Source organism: Streptococcus suis (genome assembly GCF_002964045.1).
Classification (GTDB): Bacteria; Bacillota; Bacilli; order Lactobacillales; family Streptococcaceae; genus Streptococcus; species Streptococcus suis_U.
Genome location: NZ_POPB01000254.1, coordinates 1 through 19,578, shown reverse-complemented (window position 1 = coordinate 19,578; position 19,578 = coordinate 1). Strand labels below are relative to the sequence as shown.

17 protein-coding genes are annotated in these 19,578 nt (G+C 43.8%); 7 read left to right on the top strand and 10 right to left on the bottom strand.

Translation table 11 applies throughout. The features are described from left to right. Window positions 1–50: 50 nt before the first annotated feature. From msrB to treR, 8 genes are all read right to left on the bottom strand, one after another. Entirely contained in the window at window positions 51–995 is a 945-nt protein-coding gene (msrB, locus tag C1E99_RS02575; protein WP_105206493.1) for a peptide-methionine (R)-S-oxide reductase MsrB, read from the bottom strand. 60 nt (window positions 996–1,055) lie between these two features. Further along, window positions 1,056–2,090: a DUF389 domain-containing protein gene (locus C1E99_RS02570; protein ID WP_105161224.1), complete on the bottom strand. Its 1,035-nt coding sequence runs from the start codon at window positions 2,088–2,090 to the stop codon at window positions 1,056–1,058. 86 nt (window positions 2,091–2,176) lie between these two features. Further along, window positions 2,177–2,491, bottom strand: coding sequence for a thioredoxin (gene trxA / locus C1E99_RS02565; protein ID WP_105108141.1), 315 nt, complete (start codon window positions 2,489–2,491; stop codon window positions 2,177–2,179). A 206-nt stretch (window positions 2,492–2,697) separates the two neighbouring features. After that, entirely contained in the window at window positions 2,698–3,351 is a 654-nt protein-coding gene (locus tag C1E99_RS02560) for a GNAT family N-acetyltransferase (RefSeq protein ID WP_105206492.1), read from the bottom strand. Window positions 3,352–3,374: 23 nt separating this feature from the next. Beyond that, entirely contained in the window at window positions 3,375–5,708 is a 2,334-nt protein-coding gene (locus tag C1E99_RS02555; protein ID WP_105206491.1) for an endonuclease MutS2, read from the bottom strand. A gap of 35 nt (window positions 5,709–5,743) precedes the next feature. Next, window positions 5,744–6,292, bottom strand: a complete 549-nt coding sequence (locus C1E99_RS02550) for a CvpA family protein (protein WP_105108138.1) — start codon at window positions 6,290–6,292, stop codon at window positions 5,744–5,746. Next, entirely contained in the window at window positions 6,289–6,600 is a 312-nt protein-coding gene (locus C1E99_RS02545; protein WP_074391364.1) for a hypothetical protein, read from the bottom strand. Before C1E99_RS02545 ends, C1E99_RS02550 begins: the two co-directional genes overlap by 4 nt. Window positions 6,601–6,652: 52 nt before the next feature. Next, window positions 6,653–7,366 (bottom strand): trehalose operon repressor, encoded by a 714-nt coding sequence (treR, locus tag C1E99_RS02540; protein WP_105206490.1) that lies wholly within the window; start codon window positions 7,364–7,366, stop codon window positions 6,653–6,655. Window positions 7,367–7,587: 221 nt separating this feature from the next. Here treR and treP point away from each other — a divergent pair, with 221 nt between their 5' ends. From treP to C1E99_RS02525, 3 genes are all read left to right on the top strand, one after another. After that, window positions 7,588–9,582 (top strand): PTS system trehalose-specific EIIBC component, encoded by a 1,995-nt coding sequence (gene treP, locus C1E99_RS02535; protein ID WP_105206489.1) that lies wholly within the window; start codon window positions 7,588–7,590, stop codon window positions 9,580–9,582. Window positions 9,583–9,666: 84 nt separating this feature from the next. Next, window positions 9,667–11,292: an alpha,alpha-phosphotrehalase gene (gene treC / locus C1E99_RS02530; protein WP_105206488.1), complete on the top strand. Its 1,626-nt coding sequence runs from the start codon at window positions 9,667–9,669 to the stop codon at window positions 11,290–11,292. A gap of 68 nt (window positions 11,293–11,360) precedes the next feature. Then, the gene (locus C1E99_RS02525; protein ID WP_105206487.1) at window positions 11,361–11,723 is read left to right on the top strand and encodes an iron chaperone; all 363 of its coding nucleotides are present in this window, start codon (window positions 11,361–11,363) and stop codon (window positions 11,721–11,723) included. Window positions 11,724–11,816: 93 nt separating this feature from the next. On the opposite strand, the gene C1E99_RS02520 is transcribed toward C1E99_RS02525, so the two are convergent. Then, entirely contained in the window at window positions 11,817–13,037 is a 1,221-nt protein-coding gene (locus tag C1E99_RS02520; RefSeq protein WP_105206486.1) for a LysM peptidoglycan-binding domain-containing protein, read from the bottom strand. A gap of 237 nt (window positions 13,038–13,274) precedes the next feature. Continuing rightward, window positions 13,275–14,258, bottom strand: coding sequence for a Gfo/Idh/MocA family protein (locus C1E99_RS02515; protein WP_105206485.1), 984 nt, complete (start codon window positions 14,256–14,258; stop codon window positions 13,275–13,277). Between the two features lie 84 nt (window positions 14,259–14,342). Here C1E99_RS02515 and rnhC point away from each other — a divergent pair, with 84 nt between their 5' ends. The 4 genes from rnhC (at window position 14,343) to C1E99_RS02495 (ending at window position 19,301) form a co-directional block, all read left to right on the top strand. Next, window positions 14,343–15,233 carry a ribonuclease HIII gene (gene rnhC, locus C1E99_RS02510; protein WP_105206484.1) on the top strand — a complete coding sequence of 297 codons (891 nt, stop codon included), beginning with the start codon at window positions 14,343–14,345 and terminating at the stop codon, window positions 15,231–15,233. Between the two features lie 10 nt (window positions 15,234–15,243). Further along, window positions 15,244–15,867, top strand: a complete 624-nt coding sequence (gene lepB / locus C1E99_RS02505) for a signal peptidase I (protein WP_105206483.1) — start codon at window positions 15,244–15,246, stop codon at window positions 15,865–15,867. 62 nt (window positions 15,868–15,929) lie between these two features. Further along, the gene (locus C1E99_RS02500) at window positions 15,930–18,422 is read left to right on the top strand and encodes an ATP-dependent RecD-like DNA helicase (RefSeq protein ID WP_105206482.1); all 2,493 of its coding nucleotides are present in this window, start codon (window positions 15,930–15,932) and stop codon (window positions 18,420–18,422) included. A gap of 105 nt (window positions 18,423–18,527) precedes the next feature. Continuing rightward, the gene (locus tag C1E99_RS02495; RefSeq protein WP_105107997.1) at window positions 18,528–19,301 is read left to right on the top strand and encodes a hypothetical protein; all 774 of its coding nucleotides are present in this window, start codon (window positions 18,528–18,530) and stop codon (window positions 19,299–19,301) included. The last annotated feature ends 277 nt before the right edge of the window (window positions 19,302–19,578 follow it).

The window sequence follows — 19,578 nt, the reverse complement described above, 5'->3', positions numbered from 1 at the left end:
AACACAGAAAAAACCTGTCAAGAGAAACAGGTTTTTCTGAAAATTTTCTTCTATTTATCAGCCAAAAGATCCAAAAACAAGCCATAGCCTGCTGCTTCCATCTCTTCTCTCGGGATGAAGCGAAGGGCTGCTGAGTTGATACAGTAACGGAGACCGCCTTTATCACGCGGTCCGTCATCAAAGACATGCCCTAAATGAGCATGACCAGCCCGACTGCGGACTTCAATACGGTTCATGCCGTGGGACTTATCTTGGAAATAAGTCGCCACTTCCTTGCTGATTGGCTTGGTAAAGGAGGGCCAGCCGCAGCCTGAGTCGAATTTGTCTGTTGAGAGAAAGAGCGGCTCGCCAGTCGTAATATCGACGTAGATGCCAGCTTGGTCGCTATTCCAAAACTCATTTTCGAAGGCTCTTTCCGTCGCAGCTTCTTGAGTGACTTGGTACTGGAGGTCGGTCAAGCTGTCTTTTAAGACTTGTTGGTCTGGCTTTTGGTAGTCTGCAACATCAATCAGAGGGATTTTTGCCTGCCCAAGATCGATATGGCAGTACCCTTGGGGATTTTTCTTGAGATAATCCTGATGGTAGTCTTCGGCGGGGATGTAATGTGCGAGTGGCTCCACTTCAACGGCTAGGGGACGTCCGCCAAAGAGCTGGGACTGCTCCGTCATAACCTGCTCGATGGTCGGTAAATCAGCTTCATCGGTGTAATAGATACCAGTCCGATACTGACGACCTTTGTCAGGTCCCTGCTGATTGACAGAGAAGGGGTCAATGACGCGGAAATAGTAGAGGAGAATTTCCCGCAAATTGATACGAGTCTCATCATAGGCTAGATAGAGTGTCTCTGCGTGGTCTGTTTGTTTGAGGAGTTGATAATTGGTCGTCTCCACCTGTCCATTGGCATAGCCAACGCTAGTGTCAAGAATACCATCGATCTGGGAAAAGTAGCCTTCCATCCCCCAGAAACAACCGCCTGCTAGGTAGATTTCTTTCATGTGAGTTTCCTCCTATATCATCTAATCTATTCTTAAAAGTAGGACGCATACTCCTCCCGCCTACTCTATCTCATCTTGAATTTCTTCATTTTTTGTATCTGTGTTGGACAACTTTTGCTCAATATACTGGTCAATATACTGGTAAACCTCCTTAGCATCTGCCTGTGACAAGCTGGCAACCTGGTTGACCTTGACCGTCAATTTCTCTAATCCGTATTTCGACTTTTCCTTGACTAATTTTTCCAATTCTTGTTCGGTCAGTTCTTGTCCGACAATGGTAATCTCCAACTGATTTTTAGTTTTATTATAAGTCCGGCTAAGAATAGTGTGAGAGGTAAATTTCTCGCTAATGTATTGATTCATGGCATCCTTACGGGCATAGTCTAAGACCAGATTTCCTGCTGAAAGCAGACTCGGAATGGTCAAGGCAAGTACTAGAGCCGTCATACCATATCTCAATTTTGGGTTCAATTTGTTCAATTCAACTGCCTTGGTCCGTCGCATCATAAAGCGGGAGCCGAAAAAGGTGGTCAACATGATGAAGATACAGTTGATCAAAAAGAGGTAGAGGGCTCCAAAGAAGTACTGGGTATTACCATGAGCCAAGCCAAAACCTGCTGTACAAATAGGAGGCATGAGGGCTGTCGCAATGGCAACACCGGGCACAATATTATTGGCCTCTTTTTTCCGACTGCCAATCACTCCAGCAATTCCGCCAGCAATGGCAATAATAATATCCCAGACTGTCGGCGAAATTCTAGCAGTCAACTCTGTACTGGCTACTGTAATCGGCGAAAGATAGAAATAGATGCTGGATACCAGCAGGCTAATAACAACTTCGACAGCCAGCAACTTCAACGCCTTCTTCATCAAGGCAAGGTCATAAATCGCCAAGCCCAGACCAAGCCCAACAATCGGTGTCATCAAGGGGGAAATCAGCATAGCACCGATAATCACTGCTGTGCTATTCATATTTAAACCAACAGAAGCAATAAAAATCGCACACATTAGGATAACTATATCACGAGTCTGTAAATCCAACTCTTCAAAGAGCTTATCACGGTATTCCATGGTTGTAAAATACTTGTTTTTCATATTCTCCACTCTCAGTTTTTTAGGTAACTTTATTATAACAATCTATTTTTTGATAGATAAAAAGGACTTTTCTCAGTCCTTCCTAGCTAGGCAATTTCTGCCAAGATTGCTTTGATTTGGTCTTTGGTATGCACACCTGCTACTTGTTTCACAACTTGTCCATCTTTTTTGAACAAAAGGGTTGGGATAGACATGATTCCAAATTGACGAGCTGTGTTTGGATTCTCATCAACATCCATCTTGTAGATACGCAGTTCATCTTCATCCACTTCGCCTGCTAATTGCTCTAAGATTGGTGCTTGCATGCGGCATGGACCACACCAAGGTGCCCAAAAGTCAACAAGGACTACGCCTTCTTGTGTTTCAACTTCAAAGTTTGCATCTGTAATAACTTGAACCATAATTTTCTCCGTTTCTGTTTTTGGTACTATCATTCTACACCAAATGAAGAGAGAATGCGAATTTTTGCTACGGAAGAGAAATGAGATAGACATGCTTAAACAATTGTGATTTGAAAGCATGTTGATCATTCTAAACTAGACCGCAGGAGGACGAGGGGGAATCACGTACCAGATTCATTTACAAAAAAGAAAAAAGTTGAACCTTTTCAACTTTTTTCCGTCAAATCCACCACATAGGTCAGTTCCTGATAGACATCTTCTATGTCAAAGAGTTCCAAGTCGGTTTCTTCACTAACGACATAGACACCTTCGCGGAGATAGTAGGGTACTGACTGACCTGTTTCATCTGTAAAGGCCAATCGACCTTGCTCTAAATCAATTCCAAAACGGAAGGTCGGAATATCCTTTGGTGCCCCAACCACCAGATAATCAGTACATACCAATTGCCCTCCCCATTTCTGATACAAATGGTTAGCTGCATCGTCCTCTCTGGTAAAGATAGCTAGTTTTTCTACACCTTGCTCTCTCAATTCATTCACTGCCTGTTCAAAAAGCGCTTGTGCAATGCCCTGCCCTTGAAAATCAGGGTGAACTGCTAGGTTAGTAAAATAAGCTGTTCGCTTACTTGGTGCGTAAATATAAGATTGGCTGCACTCCTCAGTGTAAATATCGATGTCGATTAGACCAACGATTTGACCGTCTACTTCAGCCACCCACTCTACACGGTAGTCATAAATATCCGTCATCAGTTCAGGCTTTTCAGTTTCTCTATCGTCAAAAAATGGGGAAAAGAGATAGCTGAGTGCCTTACAGTAAACCCAGCCTTTTTCATCACTGGTTTGATATTTTCTGATAATCATAAGAATCTCCCATCGGTTAATTGCTATTTAAACGTCACAATAGTACAGCCTGATCCACCTGCATTTTGTGGGGCGTAGCCGAATTCCTTGACCTGCTTGTTGCGACGAAGGTACTTGGTCACCCCTTCTCGGATAACCCCTGTACCAATTCCGTGAACAATATCGACTTGGGCCAGGTTATTGAGCAGAGCTTGGTCGATAAATTCATCCAGCTCCATCATAGCCTCTTCGTAGCGTTTGCCACGGAGATCTAAGCGGGCTTTTGGTCCTCGTACATTGGCACGTTTGACTGTGTGAACCTGGCGTTTCTTAGGCTGCTCTGCCTTTTCCGCCTTTACTAACTCAAACTCATCTTTGGCCAAGGTCATCTTAATCAAACCAACCTGAGCTTCCCAACGCCCGTCCTTGAGCTGATTGGTCAGGGTGCCGCGTTGTCCATAAGCTGTAACGATAATGTCATCGCCCACCTTGGCTTCCCTCTGAATTTTGGCTTTTTTCAAGACTTTGTTCTTAGACAGATCCACCACTTCAGGCGCCAACTTTTTCAGCTCTGCCTTGGCTTCGATAATCTGGTGGGGCTTAAGACTGGCTGCAGCATGAAGATTTTTGAGAATATCCTCGCTTTCTGCCAATGCCATATCGACAATTTCCTTGGCCTCCAAACGTGCCTTGTTGAGCTCATTTTCCCGCTCACGATTGAGCTCGTCATAGAGCTTACGAAGGGCTCGGTTCATCTTGTAATTTTCTTGCTCCACATCACGAATCTTATCCAGACGCTGACGACTTTCAACCGTCTGGCTTTCCAATTTCTCGATAATGCGGTTCACATCGCTATCTGTATCCGTCCAAGATTGGGCTGACTGGATAATAATATCAGATAGCCCAAGACGGCGGGCAATTTCAAAGGCATTGGAGCGACCAGGAACACCCTGCATAAAATTATAGGTCGGACGCAGGCTATTGCTATCAAATTCCATGCTGGCATTTTCAATACCAGAGGTTTCTATCCCGTAGGCCTTGAGCTCAGGGTAGTGGGTGGTTGCCATGGTCTTGATCCCCCGCAGACGAAGGTCATCCAAAATAGCCATTGCCAAAGACGCACCCTCCTGCGGATCTGTCCCCGCTCCCAACTCGTCAAAGAGAATGAGAGAATCTTGATCCGCCTCCGCTAAAATCTGCACCGTGTGGGTCATGTGACTGGAGAAGGTTGATAAACTCTGTTCAATGGACTGTTCATCACCAATATCCGCAAAAATTTCTTTGAAGATAGCTACTCGACTGCCCTTATCAGCCAAGATAGGCAAACCAGACTGAGCCATAAGGTGCGTTAATCCCAAGGTCTTAAGCATGATGGTCTTACCACCAGTGTTGGGACCTGTTATCACGATAGCCGTCAACTGGCTACCGAAATAAAGGTCATTTGGTACAGGCTCAGCAATGAGCGGATGCCGAACGTTGAGAAGGGCAATATCCTGCTTCTCAGATAGTTTGGGTACAACTGCATGATGATCACGCGCAAAGAGATGCTTAGCACGGACGAAATCAAGATGACCGATGATCCAAGCATTATTTCGGAGAATACCACTATGAGGTCGAAGCATATCCGATAATTCCTGCAAGATACGGTTGAGCTCATGGCGTTCTTCTGCACGTAGGTGACTGATTTCTTCGTTCAGGGTCACCACTGCCCGCGGCTCTATATAAACTGTCGAGCCAGATGCAGAAATGTCATGGACAACCCCTGCAATCTTATTGCGATAGGTATTTTTGACAGGAAGGACATTTCGCCCATTACGACTTGCCAAAATGCTATCGGACAGCATATCCCCCTTGTTCTTCAAAATATCCTGCATGACCTGACGGACCTGATCCTCTGCTTCACGGATTTTCCGGCGGATACGAGCCAGCTTTTCTGAGGCAAAATCCTCGACAAAACCAGCATCATTGATGGACTGGAGCGATCCTTGTAAATGTGGAAAAAGCTCAATTTTCTCAAACAATTTATCTAGCTGACTGAGGCTGACATTTTCAAGATTGCCATAAAAATCTAAGAGAGATTTAGAAACTTCCAAGACCTTTTTAACAGCTAATATTTCAGCGATATTGAGGTCTGTATCCAATTCCAAACGACGCATGGCTGGACCGATGTCACTAGTAGCTGACAGACTGAAATAAGGATTTTCCACAAAAATCTGCGCTATGTCTGTCAACTCGTCAAAAGCCTGTTGGATACGGTGGACTTCCACCATGGGCTCCAACTGTCGTAATTCTTCAAAGCCCTGTTCCGTCAAGAGATAGGGCTCAATTTTTTGTCTTACCTTGTGAAATTCAAGGGTTTCAATAATTTTATTATTCATATGTTCCTACTTAGTCAAAAAGGATAAGGTTCCCCTTACCCTGCAACATTACTCAACCAGAGAGATTTAAAAAAACTACTTGTAAATGGTGTGTATTGAATCATGGCATTGGCAATAAAGCTATTTTGAAGATTATCCTGGATAATCGCCAATGGTATCGTTGATAACAGGACCATGACAATTTGTAAGGAAATAAAAGTCACCAAAACCGATAACAATCCACTAATCACATTGCTAGTCTGATTATCTGGATTAAAACCTTCAAATAGATGGACAAATATCCCTAAAAATCGCACCAATACATAGACCAAGAAATAGATGATTAGGAAGGCCAAACCTGCATAAAATACACTATCTAAGTCAAAGAGATATTTCTCATCAAAATAATAGTTTGAACTACCTTGAGTAGCGTTCGCAAATGGAACCCAAAGATAAAGGAAAGGAATCAAACTTTTATAAGTTGCCGTTGCAATCGTTAGAGCAACAATACTTCCAAGGCTATAAAAGGTCTGCACAACCAAACCCCGACTATAACCCAGATAAAAACTCCATACCAAAACAAGAATAAGCACTATTGAAATCATGTCTTATCCTCAAGCCCATCTAAATCTACAAGGGTCACATTCTTCTTGTCAACCTTGTCTTTAGTCGTTTCTAACTCTTTTTCTCTCTGTTCAAAAGCAATCTCACGAGTTAATTGAACAGACAAGGCATTGATTGCCAATAAAAGTGCCAATGTCTCGGAATCTGCCGTCGGCATTTTTTCCTTTATTGCCTGGTATTTTTCCTGGGCAATACGTTCAATTTCCTCCATAAAGAGATTGTCATGCTCAGTTGTTAATGTTAATTGTTTTTCACCAAATGTAAATTTATATCGATTTAAGTTTGCCATATAACACCTCACCTACCATTATACAATAAAATAGATGATATTTCCATTCCTCTTATAACGAACGTTTTCGACGAGCAAAATCTACAAAACGGAATTTATCTATTTTATGCTTACTTTCCGTATATTGGAATTGCTGCGTATCACCAAGAAAGACACGAGACTTAATCAACACCAGGTAATCATCTTGTGATTTCATCAATTCGCGTTCTTCACGACTGGTTGGCTCCACGGTAATTTCTTTTTGCGCATAAGAAATATCAAGCCCGAGTTGACCTTCAAGAAATTCATAAATCGAGTGCTCCGCCACTTCTTTTGTCAATTCTGGAACGACATCAACCAATAGATAATCTGTATCAACAACAGAAATTTTTCCATCGATTGAGCGAGTACGTACCACTTTCCAAACTTTACTAAAAGGTTCAAAGCCAGTTAAACTTGCTAGACTACTATTAACTGTCACCAAATCTAAACTCACCACCTGGGTTTGAGTGGATAATTGAAGAGAATTTGTCAATTCCTGGTAGGAAGTCAGGCCCGATACAGGGAAATTCAAGACCTCTTGTTTCAATACCATGGAGCCTCTTCCTTGTACTTTTTGAATCAAGCCGCCCTCTGTCAAAATCGAAAGGGCCTTTCTGACTGTGTCCCTGCTGACCCCATATTCTTCTTGTAATTGCTGTTCCGTTGGCAAAGACGCTCCCGCAGAATAAGTATTTGTACGGATTTTTTCTTTTAAATCGTTATAAATTTCTTGATATTTTTTCATGGTTTATTCAGTAAACTTCTTCTTTCATCTTAAAATTAACACTATTATAACAAATTTTAAAAAAAATTAAGCAAAAATGCTTGCATTATTTTTTGAAATCGGATACAATGATAACACAAACGAAATTTGTCCGTACAAATTTAAAAATTTAGGCATATGATTTTAAGTATGTCAAAAAATATAGGGTGACGGATTCCATAAGCCGTCTAGAAGGAAAATATATGGGAAAATTTGAAAAAGAAGCCAAACAGCTCCTAGATGCTATTGGTGGAAAAGAGAATGTCAATGCAGTAACACACTGTGCGACACGTATGCGTTTTGTTCTTGCGGATGACAAAAAAGCAAATGTCAAAGTCATCGAAGACATTCCTGCAGTAAAAGGAACCTTCACCAACGCTGGTCAGTTCCAAGTTATCATCGGCAACGATGTACCAATCTTCTACAATGACTTTACTGCGGTATCTGGTATTGAAGGCGTATCAAAAGAAGCTGCTAAGTCAGCCGCTAAAAGTAACCAAAATGCTATCCAACGTGTTATGACCATGTTGGCGGAAATCTTCACCCCAATCATCCCTGCCCTTATCGTCGGCGGTTTGATTCTCGGTTTCCGTAACCTCCTAGAAGGTGTTCAGATGGAGTGGTTGGGACAAAAAGTAGTTGACGGTGTCAAACAAGTCACTGCTTCTGGCTCTCCGATTTATAATACTATCGTTGATGTTTCACCATTCTGGAATGGTGTCAACCACTTCCTCTGGTTGCCAGGTGAAGCCATCTTCCACTTCTTGCCAGTAGGTATCACTTGGTCTGTATCTCGTAAAATGGGAACGTCACAAATCCTTGGTATCGTCCTTGGTATCTGTTTGGTATCTCCACAGTTGCTTAACGCATATGCTGTACCAAGTACAGACGCAGCGACCATCGCTAGCGAATGGTCTTGGAACTTCGGCGCATTTAGCATTGCCCGTATCGGTTACCAAGCACAAGTTATCCCTGCCCTCCTTGCAGGTTTGGCACTTTCTTATCTAGAAATTTTCTGGCGTAAAGTGATTCCTGAAGTTGTATCTATGATTTTCGTACCATTCCTATCACTTCTTCCAGCGATTATCTTGGCGCACACTGTCCTTGGTCCTATCGGTTGGACAATCGGTCAATGGTTGTCAACTATCGTATTGGCTGGTTTGACAGGCCCATTGAAATGGCTCTTCGGTGCTGTATTCGGTGCCCTTTATGCTCCATTCGTTATCACTGGTCTTCACCACATGACAAATGCCATCGATACACAATTGATCGCGGATGCTGGTGGAACTGGGCTATGGCCAATGATTGCTCTTTCTAACATTGCTCAAGGTTCTGCGGTATTTGCTTACTTCCTCATGAACCGTCACAATGAAAAAGAAGCTCAAGTTTCACTTCCTGCAACTATTTCTGCCTACCTAGGTGTTACTGAACCAGCCCTCTTTGGTGTTAACGTGAAATACGTTTACCCATTCGTAGCGGCTATGATTGGTTCAAGTATCGCTGGCCTACTTTCTGTAACCTTCAACATCCAAGCTGCTTCTATCGGTATCGGTGGTCTTCCAGGTATCTTGTCTATCAAGGCTGAATACTGGGGTGCATTCTTTATGACAATGATTGTTGCGATTGTTGTCCCAATGATTTTGACAGCTGTTTTCAAACGTACAGGTGCATTTTCAAAAAAAGAAGAAACTGTTGAAGAAGTTGTAGTCGTAACTGAAACTGTCGTTGAAACTGGTTCTGCTATCGAATTGATCAGCCCCCTAACTGGTCAAGCAAAAGAATTGTCACAGGCAACTGACCCTGTATTCGCATCTGGGGTCATGGGACAAGGTGTCCTTATCGATCCTAGCGAAGGCATCTTAGTTGCACCTGTTGACGGTGAAGTATCTGTCCTCTTCCCTACTAACCACGCTGTTGGTATCACTGCTACAAACGGAGTTGAACTCCTTATGCACATCGGTATGGATACTGTTGGATTGGAAGGCAAAGGTTTCACAGCCCATGTCAAACAAGGTGACAAGGTAAAAGCTGGTGATCAATTGATTAGCTTTGACATTGATGTCATCAAGGCTGCTGGTCTTGTTGCTGAAACACCTGTTATCGTGACCAACCAAACGGATTTCAACACGGAGGTTCTTGGAGAGCTTCCTCGTTCAGTAGAACGTGGCCAAGCTGTCTTGAAAGCAACAAAAGCATAAAACAAAATAAGTGTAGAGAGTTGGTGACCCCAACTCTTTGCCGTTGATAACATCATTTTTAAGAAAGGAATTGGTAAACACATCATGACCATAGACAAACGCAAAGTCGTCTATCAAATCTACCCCAAATCTTACAAGGACACGACCGGCAATGGTGTCGGTGACCTGCGTGGGATTATTGAAAAACTCCCTTATCTAAAAGAATTAGGCATTGACATGATCTGGCTCAATCCCTTCTACCCAAGCCCTCAGCGAGACAACGGTTATGACATTTCAGACTATACAGCCGTCAATCCTGATTTTGGCACCATGGCTGACTTTGAAGAAATGGTGGCTGTCGGTAAAGAGCTAGGTATCGAATTCATGCTGGACATGGTTCTCAACCACTGCTCGACAGACCACGAATGGTTCCAAAAAGCCTTGGCTGGCGACAAATACTACCAGGATTTCTTTATCCTGCGTGACCAACCTACTGACTGGGTGTCTAAATTTGGTGGCAATGCCTGGGCTCCCTTTGGAGAGACTGGGAAATACTACCTCCATCTCTTTGACGTGACCCAAGCCGACCTCAACTGGCGAAACCCTCATGTCCGCGAAGAACTGTTCAAGGTGGTCAACTTCTGGAAAGACAAGGGTGTCAAAGGCTTCCGCTTCGATGTTATCAACCTGATTGGTAAGGACGAAGTCCTCAAAGACTGCCCAATCAATGACGGTAAGCCAGCCTACACCGACCGCCCGATTACCCACGACTACCTCAAGATGATGAACAATGCTACTTTTGGAGCAGAAAAAGGCTTCATGACCGTTGGGGAAATGTCTGCTACTACCATTGAAAACTGCATTCTCTACACGGCTCCTGAGCGGGAAGAGTTGTCCATGGCCTTCAACTTCCACCACTTGAAAGTGGACTACAAGGACGGTCAAAAATGGACCATTATGGACTTTGACTTTGAGGAACTCAAACGCCTCTTTCACACTTGGGGCGAGGAGATGTCAGTTGGAAATGGCTGGAATGCTCTATTTTACAACAACCACGACCAGCCTCGTGCCCTCAACCGCTTTGTTGATGTGGAGCATTTCCGCAATGAAGGAGCAACCATGCTAGCAGCCTCTATCCACCTGTCACGCGGCACTCCTTACATTTATATGGGCGAGGAAATCGGCATGATTGACCCTGACTACGACAGCATGGACGACTACGTGGACGTAGAATCTATCAATGCCTATCAGATGCTCTTGGATCAAGGTCACACACCTGAGCAGGCCTTCAAGATTATCCAGGCCAAGTCCCGTGATAATTCCCGCACTCCGATGCAATGGGATGCTTCTGACAATGCAGGCTTCTCAACAGGAACTCCTTGGCTGAAAGCTGGCAAATCCTATCCAACCATTAACGTTGAACAGGAAAAAACAGGCCCAATCTTTACCTTCTACCAAGAACTCATTCGCCTGCGGAAAGAACTTCCTCTCATCTCAGAAGGGGACTATAAGGCAGCCTACAAGGATAGCCAGAAAATCTATGCCTTTGAACGCTTGCTAAGTGGCGAGAAACTATTGGTCCTCAACAATTTCTTCGCAGAAGAGGTTGAGCTAGACCTAGCAGACGATTATGCCCGCGGCCAAGTCCTTATTAGCAACTATCCTGACAACAAACTCGGTAAGAAAATCACCCTCAAGCCTTATCAGGCACTGGCGATTTTGGTGAAATAATCACAAAAAGAGGAGGCAACTCCTCTTTTATGTATGATAGAATGAAATAAAAAAGAAAGGAACCACCCATGCTCCAAGAATTTTTGAACAAGGTTAAAAATCCTATCTTGAAGGACAAGCTCGAGGAAATTTTCACCCAAATCCAGCAGGAATTTCCAAGTCTAACGACTGAAATCAAGTGGAACCAGCCCATGTTTATCATGGACGGAACTTTTATTATTGGCTTCTCCGCTGCCAAGGCTCATATTTCCGTTGCACCTGAAACGGTTACTATGGAGACTTTTGCCAAGGACATCAAGGAAGCCGGCTACGATGCGACTTCCAACCTCTTCAAAATTAAGGAAGACCAAGAGGTCAACTGGGAACTACTCCGCAATATCATCACCTTTAACATGGAAGATAAGAAGGGCTATGATAAGTTTTGGAGGTAGGTTGTTGCAAATATAGCAAGCATTCTTCTTATTTTTGAATTCATACTTGCCCTAAAAAAGCCAAGCTCACGATATAAGTTTGGCTTTTTTATTCTATTGATTAAATGACACGTGTACGTGGTCGTAATGGTTCTCAGTAATGCTACCACGGTCTGGCATCAAGTTCCAAGTGTATGCAGGACCATAGATGCTTGCGTATGGTGCATAGAAACGTTGTTTCCAAATAACATAAGAAATATTTTTCGCCCCCATATTGGCAATGGCATATTCAGCCACTTGGTCACCCAGTGCTGAACTTTGCGGTACCATAAAGTCAATGGCTAATCCTTTACCGTGATCTCCAGAATCTCCCGCACGATAACCTGAGAAGGATGTAATGCCAAAGGCATTAGCAACTTCTGCTCGGAAGGCTGCTACTTGCGGTTGGAGTCCAACATCATATGAACTTGTACTTGCCGCTTGAGCTTCCGCCACCGCTTGAGCCTCCGCTGCGGCTTGAGCTTCTGCTGCTGCTTGGGCCTCCGCTGCCGCTTGGGCCTCCGCTGCCGCTTGAGCTTCTGCTGCCGCTTGGGCGTCCGCTGCCGCTTGAGCTTCTGCTGCTGCTTGAGCTTGCGCTGCCGCTTGAGCTTCTGCTGCTGCTTGAGCTTCCGCTGCCGCTTGAGCTTCCGCTGCCGCTTGAACTTCCGCTGCCGCTTGAACTTCCGCTGCCGCTTGAGCGTCCGCTGCTGCTTGAGCTTCTGCTGCTTGGACGTCCGCTGCCGCTTGAGCTTCCGATACCGCTGGGGCTTGAGTTTCTACTACTGGTGTTGTTGGTATTACCGCAGGAACCTCATCCAAGTTTACAACTGTATTATCAACCTTAGCTTGATTGGTCGTCACATCAACTGTTGCTTGAACTGTTTCAGCTGGATTTTCTTGGCTTGGAGTCTCAATTTCGACCTGTGTAACTTGATTGTTTTGGTCAACTGTTGTTGTTAACACAGTGTCGGGGAAAATAAGATTGATATCTGCAATCTGGTTGATTTTTGCCAAAGTGTCCATATCAATATTCATAGCAGAAGCAATGGCAGACAAAGTATCACCATATTTGACAGTGTAAGTCATTTGATTACTTTCTTGAACAATTTCAGGACGAATCTCTGCTACTGTGCGAGGCGTCCATTCAATAGCCATAACATTTGTAGATACCACTCCTGTAGTAAACAAAGACAATGCCAAAGAAGAAGCATACATCATTTTTTTATTTTCTTTTAAAATAGATGTTTTTCTCTTACGACGCATGTGTTTTGGTTTATTTACTCTCTTACGTTTCATAAACTATTCCTTTTCGATTTGATACACCTATGATAACCCATTCAAAACAGAAAAACAAGCGCTTCTGTTTCTTTTAAATAAACTGTATTCGATGTGTAATCTTTCAAAGTTTCTGTCACAAATCCTATACAATTGTCACTAATTTGTCACATTATCTAGATATAATTTTGAGTGAACAATCCAAGGTCTTTATTTTTTAATAGGTAAGAACCTGTATTCACTGTTCAACATGATAGACTACATTTCTTCAGGATAAACCAAGCCCCATTCTTTACGGAGTTGGGTCATAATGTCCATGACATCTTGGGTAAATGCTAGGTGCATGGTGTTTTCGATACCCGCGACAGCTTTTTCCATATCCGCCACTTCATAAGAAAGGGCCTTGGCTGTTTCGCCCGCTTCGATTACCTCTTGACTACCATCTTCTGTGTAGGTGATGACTGCCTTCTGACCACGTGGATACTCGTAAAGCTCGATGTAGCCTTTATCGTAGGCAATCGTTCCACGTTTTGGCTGTTTGGCATGGAGGGTCAGGGCGATAGTCGCCATTTCTCCTGCATCATTGCTGAGCAAAATCCCTACCTGCTCGTCCACACCTGTCGGAGCCAATTTGACCTGAGACAAGACCTGGCTAGGCTTTTCCGTCATAAACCAACGGACAAAGGACAGGGCGTAGACACCAATATCCAAGAGGGCTCCGCCTGCCAAGTTCTTATTGAAAAAGCGGTTGGTCATATCGTATTCCTTGTAGCTGCCAAAGTTCATCTGAATCATCTTCAACTCTCCAAGCTTGCCACTAGCAACCACTTGGCTCAACTGACGATAGATTGGCATATGGAAAATAGTCATGGCTTCTGCCAGGATAACCTGATTTTCTTCTGCCAGTTGAATGGCTTCTGCTAATTCTTCTGAATTCAGCGTAATAGACTTTTCACAGAGGACATGCTTCCCAGCCTTCAAGGCCTTTCTCAAATAATTGATATGGGTATTGTGAGGTGTAGAAATATAGATAATGTCTACTTCAGGATCCTCAAACACTTGATCGATTTCTTCATAAACTTTCTCGATGCCATATTTTTGCGCAAATTCCACACCCTTGTCATAGGTACGGTTAGCCACCGAATAAAGATTTCCACCCATAGCCTGCAAGGCCTGAACGAGTTCATTGGCGATGACACCTGTTCCCAGAGTCGCCCATTTATACTTCATTTGCACTTCCATAGTGTACCTCACTTTCTTCTACCATTATAGTAAATTCCACCCTTTTCTGCACACTCTAACTAGCATTTGTGTTACAATAAGAACATGAATACCGTTGTACTAAAGGCATCTGCCCAGCAAAAACAAGCCATGATGGCTCACTATGACCGCTATCGGCAGACCAGCAAAAATCCTTACATCGAAGCATTTTTCAAACTGACCGGTGCCAGCCTGTCCATCTATACTTCAGGAAAGGTCGTTTTCCAAGGGGAAATGGCAGAGCAGGAAGCAGGGCTCTGGGGCTATGAGCCAGAAAGCTCTGGACAGACGACCGTACCTGGTCAAAACCTGCCCATGATTGGGACAGATGAGGTTGGAAACGGGTCTTATTTTGGAGGTTTGGCAGTCGTTGCTAGTTTTGTCCGCCCAGAAGACCATGCCTTTCTCAAGTCGCTTGGTGTCGATGATTCCAAGAAAATGACAGACCAAAAAATCTGCCAAATCGCCCCTCTCTTAAAAGAAAAAATCCTCCATCAAGCTCTGCTATTGTCTCCGAAAAAATACAACGAAGTCATTGAGCAAGGCTACAATGCGGTGTCTGTCAAGGTCGCCCTACACAATCAGGCTATTTTCCTACTCTTGCAAAAGGGTGTCCAGCCCAAGAAGATTATCATTGACGCCTTCACTTCCAGTCAAAATTATCAAAAGTACTTGAAGAAGGAAGCCAACCAATTTGCCAACCCCGTCACTCTAGAAGAAAAGGCTGAAGGCAAGTATTTGGCTGTGGCAGTATCTTCTATTATTGCTAGAGCTATGTTTTTAGAAAATCTTGTCCAGCTTGGTCAACTAGTTGGGATGAATCTACCGTCTGGTGCTGGCAGTAAGTCCGACCAGGTCGCGGCAAGCATCTTAAAAGACTATGGCATGGCTGGTCTCAACCAAACTGCCAAACTCCACTTTGCCAATACACAAAAAGCACAAAAATTATTGAAATGAGGAAACATTTATGGCCAGAAATAAAAAACGTTCAAGCTTTGCTAGCTTTCTTGCAGAATGGGGAATTTTTATCCTCATAGTCGGATCATTTTTAGCTAGTCGCTTCTTCTTGTGGGAACCTGTTTCAGTAGATGGGCACTCTATGGACCCTACTTTACAACATCAAGAAAAATTGATCATGCTAAAAACAACTAGCATTGACCGATTTGACATTGTAGTTGCTAGCGAAGTTGATTCGAGTGGCAAAGAAAAACTAATTGTGAAACGTGTTATCGGAATGCCTGGAGACACCATTCGCATTGAAAACGACGTCCTCTATGTGAACGACCAAAAAGTAGATGAACCATATCTAGATGAGTACCTCGCAGCCTTTCAAAAAGATAAACTTCAAGCTGAGTACTCCTACAATAAACAATTCCAAGCTTTAGCGCAAACTGCTCAAGCCTTCACCTTAGATGCCAATAGCTATCCTAGTCTCAGCTACACAGTACCAGAAGGGCAGTATTTCCTCTTGGGCGATAACAGACTAGTTTCACTCGATAGCCGTACAGTTGGTCCATTTACCCGTTCAAATATCAAGGGAGAAGTCGTCTTTCGCATGTGGCCTTTCAATCGTATTGGAACTGTTGACTAATATAAACAAGTTTGGATCAAGCCGTTCCAAACTTCTTTTCATTATTATTGGAAATGAATTCTATGAACGAAGTGTATGTTACCGGTACTATTGACCGGATTATTTTTGAAAATCCTAGCAATTTTTATAAAATCCTCCTCCTTGAAATCGAGGAGACAGATGCAGACTATGATGACTACGAGATTATCGTAACCGGAACCATTGCCGATGTCATTGAAGGAGAAGACTATCGTTTCTATGGCAATCTGGTCACCCATCCCAAGTATGGTCAGCAACTGCAAATTTCGCGCTACGAGCGCAGTAAGCCTACCTCAACTGGTCTGGTCAAGTATTTCTCCAGCAACCATTTCAAGGGAATCGGTCGTAAAACAGCAGAAAAAATCGTTGAACTCTACGGCGAAGATACCATTGATAAGATTTTAGCTGAACCTGAAAAACTGACCCAAATTACAGGTCTATCCAGCAAGAACATGCAGGCATTTGTGGAGAAACTCCGCCTCAATTATGGAACCGAACTAATTTTGGCCAAGCTGGCTGAATACGGCATTCCCAATAAATTGGCCTTTCAAATCCAAGACCAGTATAAGGAAAAAACACTTCAGATTATTGAAGAAAATCCCTATCAACTGGTCGAAGATGTACAGGGGCTCGGCTTTACCATTGCCGATAGAATCGCAGAAAACCTAGGCATTGCCAGCGATTCCCCTCAACGTTTTCGGGCAGGCATGCTCTTTAGCCTCATTCATCGCTCCATGGAAACAGGCGATACCTATGTGGAGGCCAGAGACTTGCTGGAAGCAACCCTTGAACTGCTGGAAAAATCCCGCCATACAGAGCTGGACCCTGCCGCAGTTGCCCAAGAATTGACTGGACTGATTGCAGATGACAAGGTACAGCAAGAAGGCACAAAGATTTTTGACAACAGCCTCTACTTTGCCGAACATGGTATCCATAAAAACTTGACCCGCCTGATGGGAAAAAATGGCTTCAAACCCTTCCCACGCGCAGACGTTGAGGCTGCCATAGCAGAGCTGGAAAGTATGTCTTCCCTGACCTACGATGACATTCAAAAGGAAGCCATCGTCCAAGCCATTACCAATCCGCTTTTCATTCTGACAGGCGGACCAGGAACAGGAAAAACGACAGTTATCAACGGTATTATCGCAGTCTATGCCATCTTGCATAAGATTGACCTGACGCGCAACCGAGAAGAATGCCCTGTCCTCCTTGCTGCTCCAACTGGACGAGCAGCCAGACGGATGAATGAATTGACAGGTCTGCCTTCCGCCACCATCCATCGCCATCTCGGTCTGGTAGAAGGACAGGAAGAATCCTACCGTGATGATTATTTGGATGCCGACTTTATCATCGTCGATGAGTTTTCTATGGTAGATACTTGGTTGGCAAACCAACTCTTCCAGAACATCTCATCCCAGACCCAAGTTCTGATTGTCGGCGATGCGGAGCAATTACCCTCTGTCAGCCCCGGCCAAGTCCTAGCTGACCTCTTGAAAATTGACAAGCTGCCCAGCATCACTCTGGAACGCATCTACCGCCAATCCGACGATTCAACCATTGTTACCCTAGCCAGCCAAATTCGTCAAGGAGCTCTACCTAGCGATTTCCGTGAGAAAAAGGCTGACCGCTCCTATTTTGAAGCGCAAAACGAACAAATTCCAGCCCTGATTGAACGCATTGTCGGTGCAGCCATCAAGTCAGGTATCCCTGCAAACGAAGTCCAAATCCTCGCACCTATGTACCGTGGTGCCGCAGGCATTGACCAACTCAACACCATGACCCAGGCCCTACTCAATCCTCTAGAAGACGGAGAGCTAGAATTCCTCCACAACGAGCAAGCCTTCCGCCAAGGTGACCGAGTCATCCACCTAGTCAACGATGCCGAGGCCAATGTCTTCAATGGTGATTTGGGCTACATCACCGACCTCCTGCCTGCCAAGTACACCGACTCCAAGCAGGACGAGATTACCATCAATTTCGACGGTAGCGAGGTCACCTATCCACGTAATGAATGGTACAAGATTACCCTGGCCTATGCCATGTCCATACACAAGTCCCAAGGTAGCGAGTTCCAGGTGGTCATCCTTCCCATCACCCGCACCAGCCACCGCATGCTCCAGCGCAACCTGGTCTACACCGCCATCACCCGCTCCAAGAGCAAGCTCATTCTCCTAGGCGAAATCTCCGCCTTCGACTACGCCGTCAAAAACGCTGGCACCCTCCGAAAAACCTATCTGGTCCCTCGTTTCCAAGGGGAAATAGCAGAGCAGGACAGCAAGGAAATCCTGACAGATAACAACGAAAGCAAAACAGCCACAGCCAAGCAAACCCAGCCCCCTGTCCAGTCAGATAAACCAAAACAAACAGAGCCCGTAACTGAAAACAGCCAGCAACTATCCCTTCTTGACCAAGACCAGCCAGAAAAAACAAGTGGACAACCCACAGAATACATTTTGACAGTGGACAACCTGCTAACCATCGACCCCATGATTGGCATAGATCAGGCAGATATTGAAAATTTTTTCACTAAAAAGTAACAATAAAATTTCTTTTGTTACAAAAACATTACAAATGTTACAAAAATGTGTTGACAATCCATTTTTTATTTGCTATACTCTATTTATAAATGGAGGTAACAAACAATGAAAAAGATTATCAACCAAACTATCATTTTACTATCTGCTACTTGTCTATTAGCAGCTTGCTCTACTAAGACACAAGAAACGCAAACAAAAACTTCTACCAGTCAGACGACACAATCGAGCACAAAAAAATCAAGTTCGGCAAGCTCTTCGAAGGCTGAAAAAACTCAGGAAAACAAATCAGAGCAAACGAGCTCATCACAAAGTGAAACAAGCAACAATAACGCTACAAACCAATCAAGTACTGCATCAGAAACTCAGGCAAGTACAACAACAAATAGCCAAGCAGCAGAGACGAACCAAGCACAGATCAACCTTGCAGCAATTACGTACAAGCAAATCCAAACCTTACCATCTGCAACAATCCCACCTGCAGCAATTGGTCAATGGAAAGGAACAAGTCAACAAGCTCGAAATATCGACATGAGCCTTTCTGCTGATGGCACTATCACCGTAACAAATGATTTCCGCACAAGTGAAGATCAGCCAGAGGAAAATAACATCTTTACTTATACAGCACGAATCACAGATCTTGTCGAATACAAACCAAACCATTTTATCGTTCGCCAAGCAGAAGGTGACTGGTCAGCTATCCTGCCAGGTGTGACTGGTCTAGGTGGCACTATCTTCCCAGGTTTTATCTTAGAAAATGGTCAATACAACGTTGTTTTCTTTGCAAAACCAGCTACTGATGATGAAGAAGTACGCAATAATTTTACTTATGACTTGGAAAGCGCACCAACAGTATTTGCGACCCTTGACCAAGTTCAATAAGCATGCATAAAAGCTTTCGCTTCTACCATTATAAAGCCATTCTCAACCTGTTAGTTTTTTAAAGACTAGCAGGTTTTTATTTTCCTTTTCTAATTATAGGATTTATGCTATAATAAACTTAGGGAAAATCGCTCTATTTTTCGAATATATGTTTTGAGGTGAATATCTCACATCAAAAGAATTCGGAGAACAAGATGAGCAAAAAAAGACATTCTATCAGTCCAATGATGGACATTGCAGCCAAAAAAGTGTTTAGTGATCCCGAGGTAACCACTGA